The 21,182-nt window shown below is 72.3% G+C and carries 16 protein-coding genes, 1 tRNA gene, 1 pseudogene and 1 riboswitch; of the genes and pseudogenes, 12 read left to right on the top strand and 6 right to left on the bottom strand.

What is annotated here, in order from left to right; translation table 11 throughout:
• Positions 1-323: 323 nt before the first annotated feature.
• Entirely contained in the window at positions 324-1,355 is a 1,032-nt protein-coding gene (locus tag AB2U05_RS13000) for a MazG family protein (protein ID WP_045703581.1), read from the top strand.
• 10 nt (positions 1,356-1,365) lie between these two features.
• Here the strand turns inward: AB2U05_RS13000 and AB2U05_RS12995 are convergent, their stop codons facing one another.
• Positions 1,366-1,791, bottom strand: a complete 426-nt coding sequence (locus AB2U05_RS12995) for an SDR family NAD(P)-dependent oxidoreductase (RefSeq protein WP_052706803.1) — start codon at positions 1,789-1,791, stop codon at positions 1,366-1,368.
• 267 nt (positions 1,792-2,058) lie between these two features.
• Between AB2U05_RS12995 and AB2U05_RS12990 the strand changes: the two genes are divergently transcribed.
• The 7 genes and pseudogenes from AB2U05_RS12990 (at position 2,059) to AB2U05_RS12960 (ending at position 10,138) form a co-directional block, all read left to right on the top strand.
• Positions 2,059-3,342, top strand: a complete 1,284-nt coding sequence (locus AB2U05_RS12990; RefSeq protein ID WP_369183263.1) for a cytochrome P450 — start codon at positions 2,059-2,061, stop codon at positions 3,340-3,342.
• Positions 3,343-3,568: 226 nt separating this feature from the next.
• A riboswitch (cyclic di-AMP (ydaO/yuaA leader) is annotated at positions 3,569-3,737 on the top strand.
• A 4-nt stretch (positions 3,738-3,741) separates the two neighbouring features.
• A complete protein-coding gene (locus AB2U05_RS12985) occupies positions 3,742-4,524 on the top strand; it encodes a transglycosylase family protein (RefSeq protein WP_369183262.1) in 783 nt (260 codons plus the stop codon).
• Between the two features lie 248 nt (positions 4,525-4,772).
• Complete coding sequence (gene eno / locus AB2U05_RS12980) at positions 4,773-6,062, top strand: phosphopyruvate hydratase (RefSeq protein ID WP_369183261.1); 1,290 nt, start codon at positions 4,773-4,775, stop codon at positions 6,060-6,062.
• A gap of 189 nt (positions 6,063-6,251) precedes the next feature.
• Positions 6,252-6,734, top strand: coding sequence for a septum formation initiator family protein (locus AB2U05_RS12975; RefSeq protein WP_052706914.1), 483 nt, complete (start codon positions 6,252-6,254; stop codon positions 6,732-6,734).
• Positions 6,706-7,221: pseudogene (locus AB2U05_RS12970) on the top strand (DUF501 domain-containing protein); the annotation flags it as partial. The gene AB2U05_RS12975 and the pseudogene AB2U05_RS12970, both read left to right, overlap by 29 nt.
• 182 nt (positions 7,222-7,403) lie before the next feature.
• Positions 7,404-8,339: a Ppx/GppA phosphatase family protein gene (locus tag AB2U05_RS12965; protein WP_045711734.1), complete on the top strand. Its 936-nt coding sequence runs from the start codon at positions 7,404-7,406 to the stop codon at positions 8,337-8,339.
• A 428-nt stretch (positions 8,340-8,767) separates the two neighbouring features.
• The gene (locus tag AB2U05_RS12960; RefSeq protein WP_045703567.1) at positions 8,768-10,138 is read left to right on the top strand and encodes an NAD(P)/FAD-dependent oxidoreductase; all 1,371 of its coding nucleotides are present in this window, start codon (positions 8,768-8,770) and stop codon (positions 10,136-10,138) included.
• A 314-nt stretch (positions 10,139-10,452) separates the two neighbouring features.
• On the opposite strand, the gene AB2U05_RS12955 is transcribed toward AB2U05_RS12960, so the two are convergent.
• Complete coding sequence (locus AB2U05_RS12955; protein WP_369183260.1) at positions 10,453-13,002, bottom strand: ABC transporter permease; 2,550 nt, start codon at positions 13,000-13,002, stop codon at positions 10,453-10,455.
• A 41-nt stretch (positions 13,003-13,043) separates the two neighbouring features.
• Positions 13,044-13,883 carry an ABC transporter ATP-binding protein gene (locus AB2U05_RS12950; protein WP_369185944.1) on the bottom strand — a complete coding sequence of 280 codons (840 nt, stop codon included), beginning with the start codon at positions 13,881-13,883 and terminating at the stop codon, positions 13,044-13,046.
• A 256-nt stretch (positions 13,884-14,139) separates the two neighbouring features.
• Between AB2U05_RS12950 and AB2U05_RS12945 the strand changes: the two genes are divergently transcribed.
• The 3 genes from AB2U05_RS12945 to AB2U05_RS12935 all read left to right on the top strand — a co-directional run bounded on the left by AB2U05_RS12945 (position 14,140) and on the right by AB2U05_RS12935 (position 15,671).
• Positions 14,140-14,221: transfer RNA gene (locus AB2U05_RS12945), tRNA-Leu, on the top strand.
• A gap of 140 nt (positions 14,222-14,361) precedes the next feature.
• Positions 14,362-15,252 (top strand): Bax inhibitor-1/YccA family protein, encoded by an 891-nt coding sequence (locus AB2U05_RS12940; RefSeq protein ID WP_045703085.1) that lies wholly within the window; start codon positions 14,362-14,364, stop codon positions 15,250-15,252.
• Positions 15,253-15,338: 86 nt separating this feature from the next.
• A complete protein-coding gene (locus AB2U05_RS12935; protein WP_045703083.1) occupies positions 15,339-15,671 on the top strand; it encodes a hypothetical protein in 333 nt (110 codons plus the stop codon).
• A 56-nt stretch (positions 15,672-15,727) separates the two neighbouring features.
• Here AB2U05_RS12935 and AB2U05_RS12930 read toward each other — a convergent pair whose 3' ends face one another.
• The 3 genes from AB2U05_RS12930 to AB2U05_RS12920 all read right to left on the bottom strand — a co-directional run bounded on the left by AB2U05_RS12930 (position 15,728) and on the right by AB2U05_RS12920 (position 19,325).
• Positions 15,728-16,669 (bottom strand): hypothetical protein, encoded by a 942-nt coding sequence (locus tag AB2U05_RS12930; RefSeq protein ID WP_052706666.1) that lies wholly within the window; start codon positions 16,667-16,669, stop codon positions 15,728-15,730.
• A gap of 290 nt (positions 16,670-16,959) precedes the next feature.
• A complete protein-coding gene (locus AB2U05_RS12925; protein ID WP_045710627.1) occupies positions 16,960-18,180 on the bottom strand; it encodes an acetyl-CoA C-acetyltransferase in 1,221 nt (406 codons plus the stop codon).
• 62 nt (positions 18,181-18,242) lie between these two features.
• Positions 18,243-19,325: an SGNH/GDSL hydrolase family protein gene (locus AB2U05_RS12920; protein WP_369183259.1), complete on the bottom strand. Its 1,083-nt coding sequence runs from the start codon at positions 19,323-19,325 to the stop codon at positions 18,243-18,245.
• Positions 19,326-19,565: 240 nt separating this feature from the next.
• On the opposite strand from AB2U05_RS12920, the gene AB2U05_RS12915 reads away from it, so the two are divergent.
• Positions 19,566-20,966 carry a cystathionine beta-synthase gene (locus tag AB2U05_RS12915; RefSeq protein WP_045703074.1) on the top strand — a complete coding sequence of 467 codons (1,401 nt, stop codon included), beginning with the start codon at positions 19,566-19,568 and terminating at the stop codon, positions 20,964-20,966.
• Positions 20,967-21,182: the final 216 nt, after the last annotated feature.

Below are 21,182 nucleotides of genomic sequence, written 5' to 3'. Positions count from 1 at the left end.
AGCCCCCGTGTGTGGCGGGCCCGGGGAGTAGGAAGTCGGCCGGGCCGACTTCCTGCGCCAGCCCGGTCGGGCCCGGCCCGGCCCCGTTCGGATCGTGCGCGAGAGGTCGGCCGGTTCGACTTCCTGTGCCGAGCGGGCCCTGCCGGTCGTGGCCCGGGCTTGGGTGCGTTGGGCGTGTGCCGGGGAGTGGCGAGCCCGGGAGTGGGAGGTCGGTGGGCCCGACGTCCTGTGAAGCCGGTGCCGGGCAGCGCCCGGATGCGGCGGGCCCGGGGAACAGGAAGTCGGCCGGGCCGACTTCCGCTGGGGGCGGGTAGGTTCGAGGGGTGACGACGAATGTTCCGGGCGCGAAGTTGATTCTGCTGACCACCACCCACCGGGTGGCTCCTGGCCTGTTGTCGTGGCCGGCGTGGGAGGCGTTGCGGTCGGCCGGGCGGGTGCTGGTGGGGGACGCCGGGCATCCGCAGGTTGCGGCGGTGCGGCAGGCCGGGGTCGAGGTGGAGGTCGTGGCGGCGGAGTCGGCACCGTCGTTGGCCCGGTTGCTGACCGGGCAGCCGGCCGCGGGCGGGCCCACGGTGTGGCTGGGCGGCGTGGACGGCGATCCGGGGCTGACGGACGCCCTGGCGCGGCTCGCGGTGGAGCACGCCGGGGAGGTGCCGGAGATCGAGGTGCTGCCGGGTTCGTACGACCTGCCGGGCTCGCGGCTGCTGGACCTGGTGACGGTGATGGACCGGCTGCGGTCGCCCGGCGGCTGCCCGTGGGACGCCGAGCAGACGCACGAGAGCCTGGTGAAGTACCTGGTGGAGGAGGCGTACGAGCTGGTCGAGGCGATCGAGGCGGGGGACCGCGAGACGCTGCGCGAGGAGCTGGGCGACGTCCTGCTGCAGGTGTTCTTCCACTCCCGGATCGCCGAGGAGCACCCGGAGGAGCCGTTCTCGGTCGACGACGTGGCCGGGGACATCGTGGACAAGCTGGTCTACCGGCACCCGCACGTGTTCGGGGACGTCGAGGCGGACGGCGCCGCCGAGGTGGAGGCGAACTGGGAGCAGCTGAAGGCGGCCGAGAAGGCGGACCGCGAGTCCGTCCTGGACGGCGTGCCGGCCGGGCTGCCGGCGCTGGCGTACGCGGCGAAGCTGGTGTCCCGGGTGCGGCGGGCGGGCTTCACGGGCGTGCCGGACGAGCCGTACGAGCTGCCGGCGGAGGCGGAGCTGACCGCGGAGTCGGCGGGCCGGCTGCTGCTCGCGGTGGCGCAGCGGGCGCACGACGCCGGGGTGGACGTGGACGCGGCGCTGCGCTCGGCGGCGCGCGGCTACCGGGACGCGGTGCGCGCGGCCGAGGGCCTGGAGCCGGCGGAGTAGCGAGCGGGAGTCAGGCCGCCGTGGCGGTGCGCCCGGCGGGGCGCCGCTGCGGCGGGACGACCTCGGCGATGGCGTCGCCGACGAGGGCGAGGAGCTCGGCCAGCCGCTCCAGGTCGAGGTGGGCGGGCAGGTCGGCGAGGGAGACGATCCGCTCGCCGTCCGGGCCGGCGACGCAGAACAGGTCGATCGGGCCGAGGTGCTTCTCGGCGGTGTCGACGATGGCGGCGACGTCGCTGGGCCGGCGGACGTCTCCGCTGACGCCGACGACGGGGCAGCCCGTGCGGTCGAGCTCGGCGGCGAGGTCCTCGGCGACGCCGACGTGCTGGTCGGCGATCAGCATCCCGGCGGCGCCGGCCGCGGTGAGCCGGCGGGCGAGGTCGGACCCCGACCCGCCGTCGAGTACCGCGATGACGACGACTGCCCCGGCGACCCGCATGGTCTGCTCCTCCCTGTGGGCGACACCGCACCGGCGCCCACGCGTACTGCGGAGGATCGTAGGCACGTCCTGACCCTCCGCAACAGGAATTACCCCGCAGGTGACCAGACTCACGCCCGCCGTAACTCCAAGAGCTGTCCAAGAAGCGGGCACGGCCCGGCACCGGGTGTCGAGGCGTGCCCCGCACGCGCTCCGCACACGGCTCGCGGACGGTCCGCGCGCCGTTCGCGCGCCGTCCGCGCCCCGCTCACCGGATACCGTCGACCCATGCCTGCTCAGCCCGACGCCCCCGCCCCGCAGCTCTTCACCTGGGAGTTCGCCGCCGATCCGTACCCGGCCTACGCCTGGCTGCGCGAGCACGCCCCGGTGCACCGCACCACGCTGCCCAGCGGGGTGGAGGCCTGGCTGGTGACGCGGTACGCGGACGCCCGGCAGGCGCTGGCGGACGGCCGGCTGTCGAAGAATCCGGCGCACCACAGCGAGCAGGCGCACCGCACCGGCCGGGTGGGCATCCCGGGGGAGCGGCAGGCGGACCTGATGACGCACCTGCTGAACATCGACCCGCCGGACCACACCCGGCTGCGCCGCCTGGTGTCGAAGGCGTTCACCCCGCGCCGGGTGGCCGAGTTCGAGCCGAGGGTGCAGCAGCTCACCGACCGGCTGATCGACGGCTTCGCGCAGCGCGGCTCGGCGGACCTGATCCACGAGTTCGCCTTCCCGCTCCCCATCTATGCGATCTGCGACCTGCTGGGCGTGCCGGCCGAGGACCAGGACGACTTCCGGGACTGGGCCGGCATGATGCTGCGACACACGAAGCCGGGCCAGGGCGGCGGCCAACGCGGCGGCGTGGGGCGGGCGGTGAAGCAGATCCGCGCGTACCTGCTGGAGCTGATCCACCGCAAGCGGGCGGACCTCGGGGACGACCTGATCTCGGGCCTGATCCGGGCGAGCGACCACGGTGAGCACCTGACCGAGAACGAGGCCGCCGCGATGGCGTTCATCCTCCTGTTCGCCGGTTTCGAGACGACCGTCAACCTGATCGGCAACGGCACGTACGCGCTGCTGCGCAACCCGGAGCAGCGCCGGCTGCTGCAGGAGTCGGTGGCCCGCGGCGAGAGCGGGCTGTTGGAGACCGGGATCGAGGAACTCCTGCGCTACGACGGGCCGGTGGAGCTGGCGACGTGGCGGTTCGCGACGAAGCCGCTGTCGATCGGCGGGGTGGACATCCCGGTGGGCGATCCGGTGCTGGTGGTGCTGGCGGCGGCGGACCGCGATCCGGCCCGGTTCGCCGACGAGAACACCCTGGACCTGGCCCGGGCGGACAATCCGCACCTGGGGTTCGGGCACGGCATCCACTACTGCATCGGCGCCCCGCTGGCCCGGTTGGAGGGGCGGGCCGCGCTGGCCACGCTGCTGTCCCGGCTGCCCGATCTGCGGTTGGCCGAAAAGCCGGAGGAACTGCGCTGGCGGGGTGGCCTGATCATGCGGGGGCTGCGTGAACTTCCGGTCGAGTTCACCCCTGAGATCCGGTCACCGCATGCGCCTTTTTGAGACCGCGCCACGCTGACGCGCCGTCGCCGACGCGCCGTTGGCGCCGGTATGAACACCTATCAATCCGGACAAACCGGTGCCGTTGGTAGGCGATTGATCACGTGCCGTGATTTCGGTGTGATGTCGGTGATATGAGCTTGTGATCCACATGATGATCTGTCTACTCTCCCTGGAGTTCGCAGCTGCGGACCTCGTGCGCGGAACGCCGAATCCTGTCCGCCGCGCCACGGGAAACCGACCAGACCCTGGGCAGGGGCGGGGGAACCAGGTTCGTTGCCGTTTCCTCCACGGCTTGGGGTGAAGCCGCCCGAGCGGGATCGTCTCCGCGCACGGCGGCCGGGCCACCTCCCGGTCCGAACCCGACAGCTCACCTCGCAGGCGTGCGGAGAGGGACTCTTCATGCTGCTCGTTGGATCTGGCCGTCACCGCCGCCGCACCCAGGCCGAGAAGGTCATCGCCGTCGCCGGCGTGGCCGGCGTCGGACTCGCCCTGCCGCTGCTCACCGCCGGCGGCGCCGTCGCCGCCCCGGCCTCCAGCTGGGACGCCGTCGCCCAGTGCGAGAGCGGCGGCGACTGGAGCATCAACACCGGCAACGGCTTCTACGGCGGTCTGCAGTTCACCTCCAGCACCTGGAAGGCGTACGGCGGCACCGCGTACGCGCCGCAGGCCAACCAGGCCAGCCGGGCGCAGCAGATCACCGTCGCCGAGAAGGTGCTGGCCTCGCAGGGGCCGGGCGCCTGGCCGGTCTGCTCGCAGAAGGCCGGGCTGAGCAAGGGCGGCGCCGCTGCGTCCGTCGACGACCCCTCGGACACCAAGGCCCAGTCGGCCCCGAAGGCGCAGGCCCCGAAGGCGCAGGCCCCGAAGGCCGCCAAGCCCGCCGCGAAGCCGGCCCAGCCGTCCGCGCCGAAGCACGCCGCGCCGAGCCGGGCCGAGAAGCCGGTCGACCCGTCCGCCCAGCAGTACGTCCCCAAGCACGCCGCCCCGCGCGCCGACCAGGCCCCGGCCGCCCCCTCCGCGTCGACCGGCCACGACTACACCGTCCGCGCCGGCGACACGCTGTCGAACATCGCCGCCGCCCAGGGCGTCTCCGGCGGCTGGCAGGCGCTGTACCAGCACAACCAGGCGACGGTCGGCGGCGACCCGAACCTGATCATGCCCGGCCAGGTGCTGCACCTCGGCTGACCGGGCGCGCCGGGGAGGGGGTCGTCCGCACCGGCCCCCTTCGTCCGCGATCGCCCCGGTCCGGGGGGACGTACCGGGTCGACGAGGTGAACTACCGGTGGGTAGGGGGCCACACGCTGAGACGGTGCCGAGGCGGACGTGGCCCCGCGAGCCCGGGCGGTTAGGCTCTGGTCGTAACGACTCCGCAATCGTCCCGCCGACTGTCACCACCCCGTCAGCCGGACCCTGCTTCCGCAAGGAGATGCCTCGTGCCGTCCATCGATGTCGTCGTAGCCCGTGAGATCCTCGACTCGCGCGGCAACCCCACGGTCGAGGTCGAGGTCGGCCTCGACGACGGCAGCACCGGCCGTGCCGCCGTCCCCTCGGGTGCCTCCACCGGTGCCTTCGAGGCGCTGGAGCTGCGCGACGGTGACAAGAACCGCTACTTCGGCAAGGGCGTCGAGAAGGCCGTCCTGGCCGTCATCGAGCAGATCGGCCCGGAGCTGGTCGGCTACGACGCCACCGAGCAGCGCCTGATCGACCAGGCCATGCTCGACCTGGACGCCACCCCCGACAAGTCCTCGCTCGGCGCCAACGCCATCCTGGGCGTCTCGCTGGCCGTCGCGCACGCCGCCTCCGAGGCCAGCGACCTGCCGCTGTTCCGCTACCTGGGCGGCCCCAACGCGCACGTCCTGCCCGTCCCGATGATGAACATCCTCAACGGCGGTTCGCACGCGGACTCCAACGTGGACATCCAGGAGTTCATGATCGCCCCGATCGGCGCGGAGTCCTTCTCCGAGGCCGTCCGCTGGGGCGTCGAGGTCTACCACACCCTCAAGGGCGTGCTGAAGGAGCGCGGCCTGTCCACCGGCCTCGGCGACGAGGGCGGCTTCGCGCCGAACCTGGACAGCAACCGCGAGGCCCTGGACCTCATCGTCGAGGCCATCGAGAAGGCCGGCTACGTGCCCGGCCGCGATGTCGCGCTGGCCCTGGACGTCGCCTCCTCCGAGTTCTACGAGGACGGCGCCTACCAGTTCGAGGGCAAGGCCCTCTCCGCCGCCGAGCTCATCGAGTACTACGCCGAGCTGGTCGACGCCTACCCGCTGGTCTCCATCGAGGACCCGCTGGACGAGTCGGACTGGGACGGCTGGAAGGCCATGACCGTCAAGCTGGGCGACAAGGTCCAGCTGGTCGGCGACGACCTGTTCGTCACCAACCCGGCCCGCCTGGCCCGCGGCATCGAGACCGGCACGGCCAACGCCCTGCTGGTGAAGGTGAACCAGATCGGCTCGCTCACCGAGACCCTGGACGCCGTCGAGCTGGCCCAGCGCAACGGCTACCGCTGCATGATGTCGCACCGCTCCGGCGAGACCGAGGACGTCACCATCGCCGACCTCGCCGTCGCCACCAACTGCGGCCAGATCAAGACCGGCGCCCCGGCCCGCTCCGAGCGCGTCGCCAAGTACAACCAGCTGCTGCGCATCGAGGAGATCCTCGACGACGCCGCCGAGTACGCGGGCCGCAGCGCGTTCCCGCGGTTCCGCTCTGTGGACCAGTAGGCACAGCGCTCCGCGGACCAGTAAGCACGGCGCTCCGCGGACCAGTAGGCACAGCACGTACGAGGGCTGAGCGCCCGCGCCAGCGCACGCCTGACCGGTGCCCCGCCGTTCACCCCGTAGGGTGGACGGCGGGGCACCGTCGCGACCAGGAGGGGGACACCGGAGATGGCAGGCTGGAGGATTCCGGGCTTGGCGGCCCGACCTCGGTTCACGAGCCGGGCGACCGTCCTCGTGCTGGTGCTCTGCTCCCTGGTGGCGATCCTCGCCTACCCGACGCGGCAGTTCATCTCGCAGCGCGCCGAGATCTCCGCCCAGCGGGCGAAGGCCGACCACGCGCGCCAGCAGGTCGAGCAGCTGCGCCGGGACAAGGCCCGCTGGCAGGACCCGGAGTACGTCAAGGCGCAGGCCCGCGCCCGGCTGCACTACGCGGTGCCGGGGGAGACCCCGTACATCGCGGTGGACCCGGCCGGGCAGCAGTCCGCCGCCAAGCCCTCCGCGAGCGACCCCGCCTCCCCCGGAGGCACGGCGGCCGGCCCGGTGAAGGCCGCCAAGCCCTGGTACGCCGGCATCTGGGACTCGGTGGACGCGGCCGACACCGCCGCGGCCGCCCCCGCCAACCCCCGTCCGACCCCATCGCCACCCGCTGGAGACACCTCCCCCCATGACCACTGAGAACCACCCCGCCGTCTCCGACGCCGACGTCGCGGCCATCGCCGCCCAGCTCGGCCGGGTGCCGCGCGGCCTGCGCGGTGTGGCGCACCGCTGCCCCTGCGGCAACCCGGACGTCGTGGAGACCGCCCCGCGGCTCCCGGACGGCACGCCGTTCCCCACGCTCTACTACCTGACCTGCCCCAAGGCCGCCTCGCTGATCGGCACCCTGGAGGCCGAGGGCGTGATGAAGGAGCAGACCGCCCGGCTCGCCGAGGACCCGGAGCTGGCCGCCGCGTACCAGAAGGCGCACGAGGACTACATCGCCCGGCGCGACGCCATCGAGGTGCTGGAGGGCTTCCCGAGCGCCGGCGGCATGCCGGACCGGGTGAAGTGCCTGCACGTGCTGGTCGGCCACTCGCTGGCCGCCGGAGAGGGCGTCAACCCGCTCGGCGACGAGGCGATCGGCATGCTGGAGGACTGGTGGGCCAAGGGCCCCTGCGTCTCCCCTGCCGAGGTCGAGGCGGCCGGTGAGCGGGTCGCCCGCAACCGCGCCAAGGAGCAGGACCACGAGGCCGTCATCGCGGCCAAGCAGCAGAAGACCGCCGAGCGGGCCGCCAAGAAGCTCGCCGCCGAGTCCGAGACCGAGGCCGGAGTGCCGGAAACCGGCCCGGAGCAGGAGTCCGAGTGACCATGACCCGCGTGGCCGCGATCGACTGCGGCACCAACTCGATCCGCCTGCTGGTCGCCGACCTCGACCCGGAGACCGGGGAGATCACCGACCTCGACCGCCGGATGATCATCAACCGGCTGGGCCAGGACGTCGACCGGACCGGCCGGCTGCACCCGGACGCGCTCGCCCGCACCTTCGCGGCCTGCCGTGAGTACCGGGACGTCATCGCCGGCTTCGGCGTCGGCCCGGAGCGCACCCGCTTCGTCGCCACCAGCGCCTCGCGGGACGCCGAGAACAGCGACGAGTACGTCACCGGCGTGCGCGACATCCTGGGCGTCGAGCCCGAGGTGGTGAGCGGCGAGGAGGAGGCGCACCTGTCGTTCACGGGTGCCACCAAGGAGCTGTCGGCCGGTCAGTTCCCGGCGCCCTACCTGGTGTTCGACCTCGGCGGCGGCTCGACCGAGTTCGTGCTCGGCGGGGACGACGTGCAGGCGGCGCGGTCGGTGGACATCGGCTGCGTGCGGCTCACCGAGCGGCACTTCGGCGGCGCCGAGCTGCCCTCCGAGGCGCAGGTCGCCGAGGCCCGGGCGCACGTGCGGGCCGAGCTGGACAAGGCCGAGGAGGTCGTCCCGCTGAAGGGGGCGGCCACCCTGGTGGGCCTGGCCGGGACGGTCACCACGGTGTCCGCGATCGCCCAGGACCTGCCCGAGTACGACTCGGCGCGGATCCACCACTCCCGGATCAGCCGGGAGCGGGTCGCCGAGATCGCCGCCGAGCTGCTGGCCGCCACCCACGCCCAGCGCGCGGCCATCCCGTCGATGCACCCGGGCCGGGTGGACGTGATCGCCGCCGGGGCCCTGGAACTGCTCGAGATCATGGACCGGACGGGCGCCGCCGAGGTGGTCGTCAGCGAGCACGACATCCTCGACGGGGTCGCCTGGAGTATGGCCTCCTGACCCCCTGCACGGCTTACCGAACCGGCCCCGGCGCCCCTTCGGGGGGCCGGGGCCGGGGCGCGCCCGGGCGCGTGGCGGAAAGGTTCGTGAATTTCTTCACATGGCGATCCAGTCATTCGTCGCACCCGCTCGCCCGCTACGTCCGAAATGTGGGACCGAAGGTTCCCCGGCGGAGGGGGCCGTGGGATCGCAGGCTGGCGCTCGCCTGAGGTTTGAAAATCGAAATCGCGAGCGGGAACCCGGGTGTCGTACGGATCGTTGCTGCTCAGCAGGGTGGTGCTCCGGCGCGTGTTCACACACCCCCGCGCGGGGTGGTGAGCGCGGACCTCGGGGCCGGTTTTGTGGCCGCGCAGTGTAGCACGGGGTGTCCAGCAACTTGTGACCGGGCTCACGAAGGCTGCTCCGGACGGTGCTGGATACTTTCCGATATGAGCACCACGGAGCGTCCTCGCATCCTCATTGTCGGCGGTGGTTACGTCGGCCTGTATGCCGCGATGCGCATCCTCAAGAAGATGCGCTACGGCGAAGCGACCGTCACGGTCGTGGACCCGCGGTCGTACATGACGTACCTGCCCTTCCTTCCCGAGGCGGCCGGCGGCAGCGTCGCGCCTCGCAACCTCGTCGCCCCGCTGCGCGGCGTCCTCAAGAAGGCGGAGGTGCTGACCGGGTCCGTCACCGGCATCGACCACGCCCGCAAGGTCGCCACCATCCAGCCCGCGGCCGGCGACAGCTACGAGCTGCCGTTCGAGTACCTGGTCGTCGCGACCGGCTCGGTCTCCCGCACCTTCCCGATCCCGGGTCTGGCGGAGAACGGCATCGGCATGAAGACGGTCGAGGAGGCCATCGGCCTCCGCAACCACGTCATGGCGCAGCTCGACAAGGCCGAGTCCACCACGGACGAGGAGATCCGCCGCAAGGCGCTGACCTTCGTCTGCATCGGCGGCGGCTTCGCCGGCGTCGAGACGCTGGCCGAGATCGAAGACATGGCGCGCGACGCGTCGAAGCTGTACAAGACCGTCAGCCGTGACGACATGCGCTTCGTCATGGTCGAGGCGGCCAACCGCATCCTCCCCGAGGTCGGCCCGGAGCTGGGCCTGTGGACCAAGGAGAAGCTGGAGGAGCGGAAGATCGAGGTCTACATCGAGACCTCGATGGACTCCTGCATCGACGGCCACGTCGTGCTGAAGAACGGCATGGAGATGGACGCCTCCACCATCGTGTGGACGGCCGGCGTGAAGCCGAACCCCATCCTCGCCAACTTCGGCCTGCCGCTGGGCCCGCGCGGCCACGTGGACACCGCCCCGACCCTGCAGGTCCAGGGCTTCGACTACGTCTGGTCGGCCGGCGACAACGCCCAGGTGCCGGACCTCGCCGTCGGCGAGGGCGCCTGGTGCCCGCCGAACGCCCAGCACGCCTGCCGCCAGGCCGTCGTCCTCGGCGACAACGTGATCTCCGGCATGCGGGGCTTCCCGCAGAAGGAGTACAAGCACAAGAACCTCGGTGCGGTGGCCGGCCTCGGCCTGCACAAGGGCGTCGCGATCCTCTTCGGCAAGGTCAAGCTCAAGGGCCGCCTCGCCTGGTGGTTCCACCGCCTGTACCACGGCGCGATGGTTCCGACCTTCAACCGCAAGGTCCGCGTCTTCATGGACTGGACGCTCGCGGTCTTCCTGAAGCGCGAGATGGTCGGCCTCTCCCAGATGGAGCAGCCGCAGCTGCCGATCCAGGAGGTCACGCCGCCCACCAAGCCCGCCGAGACCGCTGCCAAGCCGGCCGCCGAGAAGGAACTCGCCGGCAAGTAAGCGACTGAGACCCCGGTGTGGGAGCGCCGGGGTATGAGTCGGAGGCCCTCCGCCCGGCAGTGTCGCCGGACCACGACCTCCGTGGTGCTCAGCCGGCCGTGCGACCGGGCGGAGTACAGCAGTACAGAGCCCCTGCCGTGACCCTCCGGCAGGGGCTCTGCTGTGCTTGTCGCCCGCTCGCCGAGGAAGGGGGCTCGGGGCGGGGTCACCCGCTCGCCCGGGGAGGGGGCTCGGAGCGGGGTCGCCCGCGGGGCCAGGAAGCGCCGCCGGCCCCGAGCGGGAGCTCGGGGCCGGCGGCGTCGGGCGCGGGGCCGTCAGTCGGTCTTGATGCTCTCCAGGATGTCCAGCTTGGACGCCCGGCGGGCCGGCCAGATGGCGGCCACCAGGCCGACCAGCCCGGCCAGCACCAGGAACAGCGCCAGCTGGCCGTACGGCAGGACCGTGGTCAGGCCGGCCAGGCTGGACTCCAGGGTGCCGTTGATCGCCCAGGCGATGAAGCAGCCGAGCAGCAGGCCGATGCCGGCGCCGAACAGCGAGATCACCACGGACTCCAGACGGACCATCCGCTTGATGCCCCGGCGGTCCAGGCCGATCGCCCGCAGCATCCCGATCTCGCGCTTGCGCTCGAAGACCGACATCGCCAGCGTGTTGATCACGCCCAGGATCGCGACCAGCACCGACATCGCCAGCAGGCCGTACATCATGTTCAGCGCGAAGGTGATGGTCTGGCTGAAGTCGTCGCGGACCTCCTGCATGGACTTGACCTTGATCACCGGGTTGGAGCCGGTGGCGTCCTTGAGCGACTGCTTGAGGGCGTCGGTGGCGCCGTTCGCGCCCTTCACCAGGACGTCGGGGGTGCGCGGGTGCGGCTCGTGCTTCGCGATCTCGCTGTTGGCCAGGACGACCGAGCCGACCACGCCGCCCTTCTCGTACACCCCGCCCACGGTGTACGTGCTGCTGGTGCGGTCGGGGTAGGACAGGGTGACGGTGCCGCCGGCGGTGACGCCCGCCTTCTTGGCGACGTCGGCGTCGACCAGCACCTGGCCCTGGGCGAGCGAGGCGGTCGAGCCGCTGGTCAGCTTGACCTTGAGGAGCTGGTCGAACACCGCCGGGTCGAGGCCGGTGACCTCCTGGGAGGAGCCGTTGAGCGCCCAGTAGGCGCTGCTCATCGGGGAGGAGGCCGCCACCCCGGGGGCCTTGGCGATCTGGGCCGGGATCTGCGGGGACAGGCTCATCCCGTTGGCGGTCGAGACCAGGTAGTCGGCCTTCACGCTGCTGGTGAGGGTCCGGTCGAGCGCCCCGGAGATCGAGGAGCCGATCACGGTGAGGCCGGTGACCAGGGTCAGGCCGATGGTGAGCGCGGCGGCGGTGGCCGCGGTGCGGCGCGGGTTGCGCACCGCGTTCTGCTGGGCGAGCCGGCCCGGGGTGCCGCCGACCAGGCGCAGCAGCGGGCCGACCAGCGCGACCACCGGGCGGGAGAGCAGCGGCAGCAGGACGAACACGCCGATCAGGGCCAGGAAGGCGCCGAGGCCGACCGGCATGCGGCCGCTGTCGTCGCCGGTGGAGGCGCCGTAGCCGATCAGGGCGAGGCCGCCGGCGGCCAGCAGCGAGCCGATGGTGTTGCGGATCAGCAGGCTCTTCTGGGTGGCCGGCTGGTCGCCGCTGCTCATCGCGGCCACCGGGGCGATCCGGGCGGCGCGCCGGGCCGGCAGCAGCGCGGACAGCACCGTCACCAGGACGCCGACCAGGACGGTGACCGCGATCGTCATGGGCTTGATCACCAGCGAGCCGCTCGGCATGTTCTCGTTCAGGCTGCCCATCAGGGACTGCAGCCCGGCGCCGATCCCGATCCCGGCGAGCAGACCGGCCGCCGCCGAGACGGTGCCGATGGCCAGCGCCTCGATCAGCACCGAGCGGGTGACCTGCTTGCGGCTGGCGCCGATCGCGCGGAGCAGGGCCAGCTCCTTGGTGCGCTGGGCGACCAGCATGGTGAAGGTGTTGGCGATGATGAAGATGCCGACGAACAGGGAGATGCCGGCGAAGACCAGCAGCATGGTGCGCAGGCTGTCGGTGCCCTTGGTGATCATGGCCTCTTCGTCGGCCTTGAGCTGGGCGCCGGTCTCGATGTCGAACTGGCTGTTGTCGCCGAGCTTCTGCTCGACCTGGGCGAGCAGGTCGTCCTGGCTGGTGCCGGGCTTGGCGGTGAGCACGACGGAGCTGTAGCGCCCGGGCTGCAGCAGCAGCTGCTGGGCGGTGGCGCGGTCGAACAGGGTCAGCGTGCCGCCGCTGTTGGCCACCGGGTCGTCGGTGGTGAAGATGCCGGTGAGCTTCGCGTCGACCACCGGGCCGGTGGCGCCGACCCGGACGGTGTCGCCGACCTTGTAACCGGCCTTGTCGGCCGTCTTACGGTCGAGCGCGATCTCCTTGGCGTTCTGCGGGCCGCGGCCCTCGGCCATCGGGTAGCGCGGGTCGGCGCCGTTCTGGCCGGGCGCGAAGTTGGCGCCCTTGGCGGCCCAGAACTGGCCGATCAGGTCGCCCTTCTTGTCCGAGACGCCGGTGAAGCCGCTGACCACGCCGCGGGCGCCGGCGCTGCCCGGCAGGGCGGCCAGCTTCTGGACGGCGGCGTCGTCGAGGGTCTCGTTGCCGCCCTCGGTGCGGCGCCGGGAGGAGTCCGCCGAGCGGTCGACGACCTGGACGGAAACGTCCGAGTAGCTCTTGGAGTTGTTGTCCCGCATGGCCTTGCCGAAGGTGTCGGAGAAGACCATCGTGCCCGCCACGAAGGCGGTGCCGAGCATGACGGCGAGCGCCGTCATCAGCAGTCGGCCCTTGTGGGCCAGCACGTTGCGCAGTGCGGTGCGATACATGGGGTGTCCTGGGGTAGTTCGGGTGCGGGCTGCGAACGGGCTCAGCTGGTGCGGCCCTTGGCGTCGAAGCGGCGCATGCGGTCCAGGACGGTGTCGGCGGTGGGGTTGAGGAGTTCGTCGACGATGCGGCCGTCGGCGAGGAAGACGACGCGGTCGGCGTAGGAGGCGGCGACGGGGTCGTGGGTGACCATGACGACGGTCTGGCCGAGTTCGCGCACGGAGTTGCGCAGGAAGGAGAGGATCTCGGCGCCGGAGCGGGAGTCGAGGTTGCCGGTGGGTTCGTCGGCGAAGATGATGTCGGGCTTTCCGGCGAGGGCGCGGGCGCAGGCGACGCGCTGCTGCTGGCCGCCGGAGAGCTGGGAGGGGCGGTGGCTGAGGCGGCCGGAGAGGCCGACGGTGTCGACGACGCGGTCGAGCCAGGCCTGGTCGGCCTTGCGGCCGGCGATGTCCATCGGGAGGGTGATGTTCTCGAGGGCGGTGAGGGTGGGCAGCAGGTTGAAGGCCTGGAAGATGAAGCCGATGTGGTCGCGGCGCAGGCGGGTGAGCTGCTTGTCCTTGAGGCCGACGAGTTCGGTGTCGCCGATGGTGGTGGAGCCGGAGGAGACGGTGTCGAGGCCGGCCATGCAGTGCATGAGGGTGGACTTGCCGGAGCCGGAGGGGCCCATGATGGCCGTGAACTCGCCCTCGGGGAAGGCGACGCTGACGTCGTCCAGGGCGACGACCCTGGTCTCGCCCTCCCCGTAGACCTTGTTCAGGCCGGTGGCGCGGGCAGCCGCCCGGCCGGTGCGGACGGCGGTTGCGGTCGACGTGGTCACGGGAGGGCTCCTCGCTGTGGGCGGATCACGGGGCGGGGTCGGGGCGGTGGGAATCGTCCCCTCCATGGTCCGTCGGGCGATCATGGTCCTTCGTCGCTCCGCCGGACGGTTGGGCCCACCACCGCTGGGCGTACGCGGGGACCGGTCCCTCCTCCTCCGGTATGACGTCATCCCTGAGAGCGGCGCGATGGCCTGAACCGGCGCCCTTCGTGGCCGAATTGCGGACTATTCGTCAGATCGCAAGGAAACATGACAACTTCCCTGGCTGGGAACATGCGAAAGGGCGATCCGGGCGACTAGGCTCAGGGGTGGTTCGCAGGACGCCCGGATGGTGGAACGCAGACACGGGCAGCTTAAAACTGCTTGGCCGTGAGGCCGTGCCGGTTCGAGTCCGGCTCCGGGCACCGCTCGCCGGGCGGGGGCGCCGCCGGCGTCCCCGCCGGGCGTCGTTCACCGGATCCTCCTCGCGACGTATCCCGAAATTTTTGCCTTGCCATTACCCTGGTGTGCGGGCGGCGCAGTGCTGCCACGGAGGGAATGAGCAATGAGAAGCAGCAACCCGGTCTTCTCGCGGGAGGGGTCCTTCACCCGCGACTCCGGTTACGCGGGATTCGGCCCGAACGGCCAGGCCCAGTACGGCGCCAACGCCGGTGCCCCGTACGGCCAGAACCCCTACGCGGGGACGCAGTACGCGCAGCCGGCGCCGGGTCAGCCGCCGCTGACCGACGAGCAGCTGTACGTGATGTACAACGGCCAGTCGGCCGGCCCCGCGGCCACCGGGCGGATGACGCTCGACGACGTGGTCGCCCGCACCGCCATCTGCCTGCTGACCGTGGTCGCCGCCGGCGCGGTGTCCTGGTTCACGCTGCCGTTCAAGAACTTCGGCTTCGCGGTCGGCGCCTCGCTGGTCGCCATGGTCATCGGCCTGGTCGTCCAGTTCAAGGAGAAGATCAGCCCCGGGCTGATCCTGGCCTACGCGGCGTTCGAGGGCTTCGCGCTCGGTGCGATCACGCACTTCCTCAACACCCTGTACAAGGGCATCGCGATCCAGGCGGTGCTGGGCACGGCGCTGGTCTTCGGCGCGATGCTGTTCGCCTTCAAGAGCGGCAAGTTCCGGGTCGGCGCGAAGGCCGCCCGGATCGGTGTGGCGATCGGCCTGGCCTTCTCGGTCCTGCTGCTGGTCAACTGCCTCGCGTGGGCGTTCGGCGGCGGCCTCAACACCTGGGGCGGCCCGCTGGGCGTCGGCATCGGCCTGGTCGGCATCGGCCTCGGCGCCTTCTTCCTGGCGATGGACTTCACCGAGATCGAGCAGGCCATCGCCCGCGGCGCCCGGCAGGAGGAGTCCTGGCGGGCGGCCTTCGGGCTCACCCTGTCGCTGGTCTGGATCTACATCGAGATGCTGCGCCTGATCGCCTCGCTGCGCGGCGACGACTAAGCGCATCCCGTAGCACTGCCCAGCCGGGCCCCGGAGCAGCCGCTCCGGGGCCCGGCGGCGTTCCGGCGGCGTCTAGGCTCTTCCTCATGGACGTACAGCCCCTGGTCGAAGCCGTCGAAGCGCTGGCGGACCGGTTCCGCTCGCTGCCGCAGAGCAAGCTGCTGGGCGCGGTGCCCGGGCACGCCTCGCGGGCGGCGGCCGGGTTGGCGCTGGCCCGGCGGCTGGCCGGGCTCGCGCTGGCGGCGGAGGGCGAGCCGGAGCGGGAGGTCCCGGACGCCGGGGTCTTTGCGGTGGGGGACCAACTGGCCGTCGCCGGGCACGATCTGGCGGCCGCCCTGACCGCGCTGCCGGAGGGTGACGAGGCGGTGCTGGCCGGGGCGCTGGCGGCGGTGCGGGAGACGGCGGCGCTCTGCGCATGAGGAAGGCCGGCCCGTGATCCGGCCGGCCTTCGTTGCGTGCTGCTGGTGACCTCGCGTCAGATGCTGGCGACCACCCGGTCGGCGAGCACGTAGACGGCCTCGTCGTCGGTGGAGAAGGTCAGCGAGTACGAGCCGGAGAAGCGCGAGCCGCCGAGCAGCCGGACGTGCTCACCGGCGCGGACGGCGTCGATCAGCCGGTAGGCGGCCTCCCGGTCGCCGGGGGCGACGCACAGGGTGGTGCCGTCCTCGAAGGCGTACACGTCGAGGGTGCCGAGCGGGCCCGGGCGGACGTCGACCAGGGCGACGGCCTCCTCGGCGAGGGTGGCCAGCCGGGTGTCGGTCCACTCGCGGGACGGCGCCTGGCTCGGCACGAAGTCGGGGTGCGAGGGGTGGCGGCGCGGGTCGGGCGCGGCGACCGGGGCGTCCTCGACGGCCGGGTCGGTGTCCAGCAGCCCGGCCTCCAGGCCGGTGGCCAGCAGGTCGGCCTCGCGGCGGGCCCGGGCGGCGTCCTTGGCGGTCTCGCCGGCCGGGTGGCCGGGGCGCAGCGGTGCGCCGCCCTCGGGGCCGGGCTCGACGCCGGTGCCGTCGTCGTTGATCAGGTCTTCCAGCGCGGAGCGCAGCGCCTCGCCGAACTCCGGGTCCATCGTCCCGGCGTTGTCGGCGGCGTCCTGCGGGCCGATGGGGCGGGGGAAGAAGAGCGGCCACTCGTCGGTGCTGGAGAAGGCGCCGGTGAACGGGGAGTCGAAGAGCGGCGCGTCCTCGGCCGCGCGGGCCTCCTGCTCGGCCCAGAAGGCCCGGGCCTCGGTGATCTCCCGCTCGCGGTCGGCGGCCAGCGCCTCGGTGACGGCCCGGCGTATCGCGGCCTCGTCCACCGGGGCGGGCACGGCCGGGGCCGCGGCCTGCGCGTCCAGCCGGCGGGAGATTCCCCGGAGGCGGAGCAGCACGGCGGTCGACACGGCGATCAGGATCAGCAGCAGGACGGTGTAGACGGCGCTCACGGAACGTACTCCTAGCGAGGAGCGGAACGGGGTTACGTCTCCACACTGCCGCATCCGGGGGTGTTACCGCAGTGGCGAATGTCTAATTTGTCCGGGACTTTCGCTCTTGTCCCCGAATTGTTAGGTAGTCCCGTTCTACGCAGTGCAGTTGATCCGCTCCGCAGTGTCGATTTCCGAGCCGAAAACGAACGGAAAGAGGGCCGGATCGACCTCGCGGTGTGATCCGGCCCTCAATTACCGTGCGTCACTCCAAATGGGTGGTCCAGACCCTTCGGAGGGGCGCGGGAGGGTCAGCTGAGGCGCTCGATGACCATCGCCATGCCCTGGCCGCCGCCGACGCACATGGTCTCCAGACCGAACTGCTTGTCGTGCCACTGCAGGGAGTTGATCAGGGTGGTGGTGATCCGGGCGCCGGTCATGCCGAAGGGGTGGCCGACCGCGATGGCGCCGCCGTTGACGTTCAGCCGGTCCAGGTCGATGCCGAGGTCGCGGTAGGAGGGGATCACCTGGGCGGCGAAGGCCTCGTTGATCTCGACCAGGTCGATGTCGCCGATGGTCAGGCCGGCCCGCTTGAGCGCCTGCTTGGAGGCCTCGACCGGGCCGTAGCCCATGATCTCGGGGGAGAGCGCGCTGACACCGGTGGAGACCACCCGGGCGAGCGGGGTGATGCCCAGCTCGCGGGCCTTGGTGTCGGACATGATGACCAGCGCGGCCGCGCCGTCGTTCAGCGGGCAGCAGTTACCGGCCGTCACGGTGCCGTCCGGGCGGAACACCGGCTTCAGGCCGGAGACGCCCTCCAGGGTGACGCCGGCGCGCGGGCCGTCGTCCGTGCTCACCACGGTGCCGTCCGGGAGCGTCACCGGGGTGATCTCGCGCTCCCAGAAGCCGGCCTTGATGGCGGCCTCGGCGAGGTTCTGCGAGCGGACGCCGAACTCGTCCTGGTCGGCGCGGGTGATGCCCTTGAGCGCGGCCAGGTTCTCGGCGGTCTGGCCCATCGCGATGTAGGCGTCCGGCAGCAGGCCGTCCTCGCGCGGGTCGTGCCACTCGCCGCCGCCCTCCTCGGCGCGCTTGGCGGTGCGGGCGACGGCCTCGTCGAAGAGCGGGTTCTGGGTGCCCGGAAGGCCGTCCGAGGTGCCCTTGACGCTGCGCGAGACGGTCTCCACGCCGGCCGAGACGAAGACGTCGCCCTCGCCGGCCTTGATCGCGTGCAGCGCCATCCGCGTCGTCTGCAGCGAGGAGGAGCAGTAGCGGGTGATGGTGGCGCCGGGCAGGTAGTCCATGCCCATCTGGACGGCCACGATGCGGGCCAGGTTGTGGCCCTGCTCGCCGCCGGGCAGGCCGCAGCCGAGCATCAGGTCGTCGATCTCGCGCGGGTCCAGCTGCGGGACCTTGGCGAGCGCGGCCTGGATGATGTGGGCGGTCAGGTCGTCCGGGCGGACGTCCTTGAGGGAGCCCTTGAACGCCCGGCCGATCGGCGAACGGGCGGCGCTGACGATGACGGCTTCGGGCATGGCGGGCTCCTCGCTGGGTGACGGCGGACTGGCGTCCGGGAGGAAAGTTACCGCCTGGTAGATCAGGCGTCACCCGTACCGGCGTGTGAGCTGGCCGACGTGCTCCCGGGCCCCGCACCTGCAGCCTTCCCGGCCTCCGGGTCGGGCAGACCGGCACCGGGCAGGCCGATCCGCAGCCGGTGGCGCAGTAGCGCCCAGCGCCGGCCCGCGCCCTCCGGGTCCACGGCGGCCACCTCGGTGCCCGAGCGCCCGGCCGCGGCGGCGGCGGCCACTGCCACCGGCAGCACCGCGTCGCCGGGGACGGGCGCGGTCGGGTGCTCCTCCTCCGGCCACAGGCCGAGCGCGGCGCAGACCGAGGGCAGCACGGCCATCGCGGCGGTCGCGTAGCCCTGGGCGGACGGGTGGTAGCGGTCGGCGGCGAACATCTCCGGGCGGGCGGCGAACTCCGGGCCCAGCAGCGAGCCGAGCGAGACGGTGCGCCCGCCGGCCTCGACCACCGCGATGGTCTGCGCGGCGGCCAGCTGCCGGCTCAGCCGGCGGGCCACCCAGCGCAGCGGCGGGCGCACCGGTTTGATCGTCCCGAGGTCGGGGCAGGTGCCGACCACCACCTCGCAGCCGTTGGCGCGCAGGGCGGCGACCGCCTCGCCGAGCTGGCGGACGGCCAGCTGGGCCGGGCTGTGCCGGGTCACGTCGTTGGCGCCGACCATGATCACCGCGATGTCGGGGTGCTGCCGCAGGGCCTGCTCCAGCTGGCCGGAGAGGTCGGCGGAGCGGCCGCCGGACCGGGCCGCGTTGACCAGCCGGACCGGGCGCTCGGCCACCGAGGCCAGCCCGGCGGCCAGCAGCGCGCCCGGGGTCTCGCGGGAGCGCAGCACGCCGAGGCCGGCGCCCGTGGAGTCGCCGAGGACGGCCAGCACCAGCGGCCGCTGCGGGGCGGCGTCGCCGTCGGCGAAGGCCTCGCCGTAGACGCCGTCCGCCCTGGGCGGGTTCTCCAGGTTGCCGATGGCCTGGACGGCGAGCTTGCTCTCGGTCACCAGCAGGCCCACCAAGCCCACGCCCAGCAGGCCGAGCCCGCCGCCGCCGTAGGCCGCCGCGGTGGCGATCCGGCGGGCCACCCGGGCCCGCGAGTCGTGTGCCCCTGCCATGTGCGGTGCCCCCTTCGCGTCCTCGTGCCGCCCCCTCGGGGGCCGCGGCAGTGCTGCACACCCCTCTTACCCGCGCGGGCGACGGGAGTACCGGCGGCGTTGGGCCATTGGGGGGTGCGGGGCCGCGACGGGCGGTTGCGGACGGACGGGACGGGAAGGGCGGGCCGGGGTGCGCGCCACGGCCTAGGCTTTGCAGTACCGAATGCACCTCTGCATGCCCACACAACGGGAGGACCCTCCGTGCGGTACCACAACTCGATCATCGACCTGGTCGGCAACACGCCGCTGGTCAAGCTGAACAAGGTCACCGAGGGCATCAGCGCGACCGTGCTGGCGAAGGTCGAGTACTTCAACCCCGGCGGCTCGGTGAAGGACCGCATCGCGATGCGCATGATCGAGGCCGCCGAGGCCTCGGGCGCCCTCAAGCCGGGCGGCACGATCGTGGAGCCGACCTCCGGCAACACCGGCGTCGGCCTGGCGATCGTGGCCCAGCAGAAGGGCTACAAGTGCATCTTCGTCTGCCCGGACAAGGTGTCCACGGACAAGATCAACACCCTGCGCGCGTACGGCGCCGAGGTGGTCGTCTGTCCGACCGCCGTCGCCCCGGAGCACCCGGACTCGTACTACAACGTCTCCGACCGGCTCGTCCGGGAGACCCCGAACGCCTGGAAGCCGGACCAGTACTCCAACCCGGACAACCCGGCCTCGCACTACCACTCCACCGGCCCGGAGCTGTGGGAGCAGACCGAGGGGCGGATCACCCACTTCGTGGCGGGCGTCGGCACCGGCGGCACCATCTCCGGCACCGGCAACTACCTGAAGGAGGTCTCCGGCGGCAAGGTCAAGGTGATCGGCGCCGACCCGGAGGGCTCGGTGTACTCGGGCGGCACCGGCCGGCCGTACCTGGTCGAGGGCGTCGGTGAGGACTTCTGGCCGACCGCCTACGACCGCGGCGTCGCGGACGGGATCGTCGCCGTCTCCGACAAGGACTCGTTCCAGATGACCCGCCGCCTGGCCAAGGAGGAGGGCCTGCTGGTCGGCGGCTCCTGCGGCATGGCCGTGGTGGCCGCGCTGGAGGTGGCGAAGGAGCTCGGGCCGGACGACGTCGTCGTGGTGCTGCTGCCGGACGGCGGGCGCGGCTACCTGTCGAAGATCTTCAACGACGACTGGATGGCCGACTACGGCTTCCTGCCCTCCGCCACCGACGAGGCGCACATCGGCGAGGTGCTGGCCCGCAAGGAGACCATCGAGCAGGGCGGCGTCCCGCAGTTCGTCCACATGCACCCGAACGAGACCGTCGCCGAGGCGGTCCGGGTGCTGCGCGAGTACGGCGTCTCGCAGATGCCGGTGGTCTCGCCGGGCGCCGGGCACCCGGACATCATGGCCGGCGAGGTGATCGGCTCGGTCGTCGAGAAGCTGCTGCTGGAGGGCATCTTCGCGAAGGAGATCGAGCTGACCGACACGCTGGACAAGGTGATGTCCAAGCCGCTGCCCGTGGTCGGCTCCGGCGAGACGGTGACCAACCTGATGACCGTGCTGGAGAAGGCCGACGCGGCCGTCGTGCTGGTGGAGGGCAAGCCGCAGGGCATCGTCACCCGCCAGGACCTGCTCGGCTACCTGACCGGCCGCGCCGCGCACTGACCGCCGCCGCGGACGGGCCGCGCGGGCCGCGCCGCGCAGGGGCCGGTGGAAACCCGACGGACTTCGTCCACGGGTGAAGTGGTACACCGGCGTCACGTGACCGCAGCAGGGAGTTAACACGGCTCCGGCATCGTAGTGGTCGACGGCGAGACGCCGGGCGAGGCGGCGGCGACCGTCCGGGAGCGGCTCCCCGGCGGACGTGGTCGACTCCGGGCG

It is taken from the genome of Streptomyces sp. Y1 (genome assembly GCF_041053115.1).
GTDB classification, from domain to species: domain Bacteria; phylum Actinomycetota; class Actinomycetes; order Streptomycetales; family Streptomycetaceae; genus Kitasatospora; species Kitasatospora rubellomurina.
The sequence above is the reverse complement of the archived record's forward strand: the minus strand, read 5'-3'. Positions and strand labels throughout refer to the sequence as shown.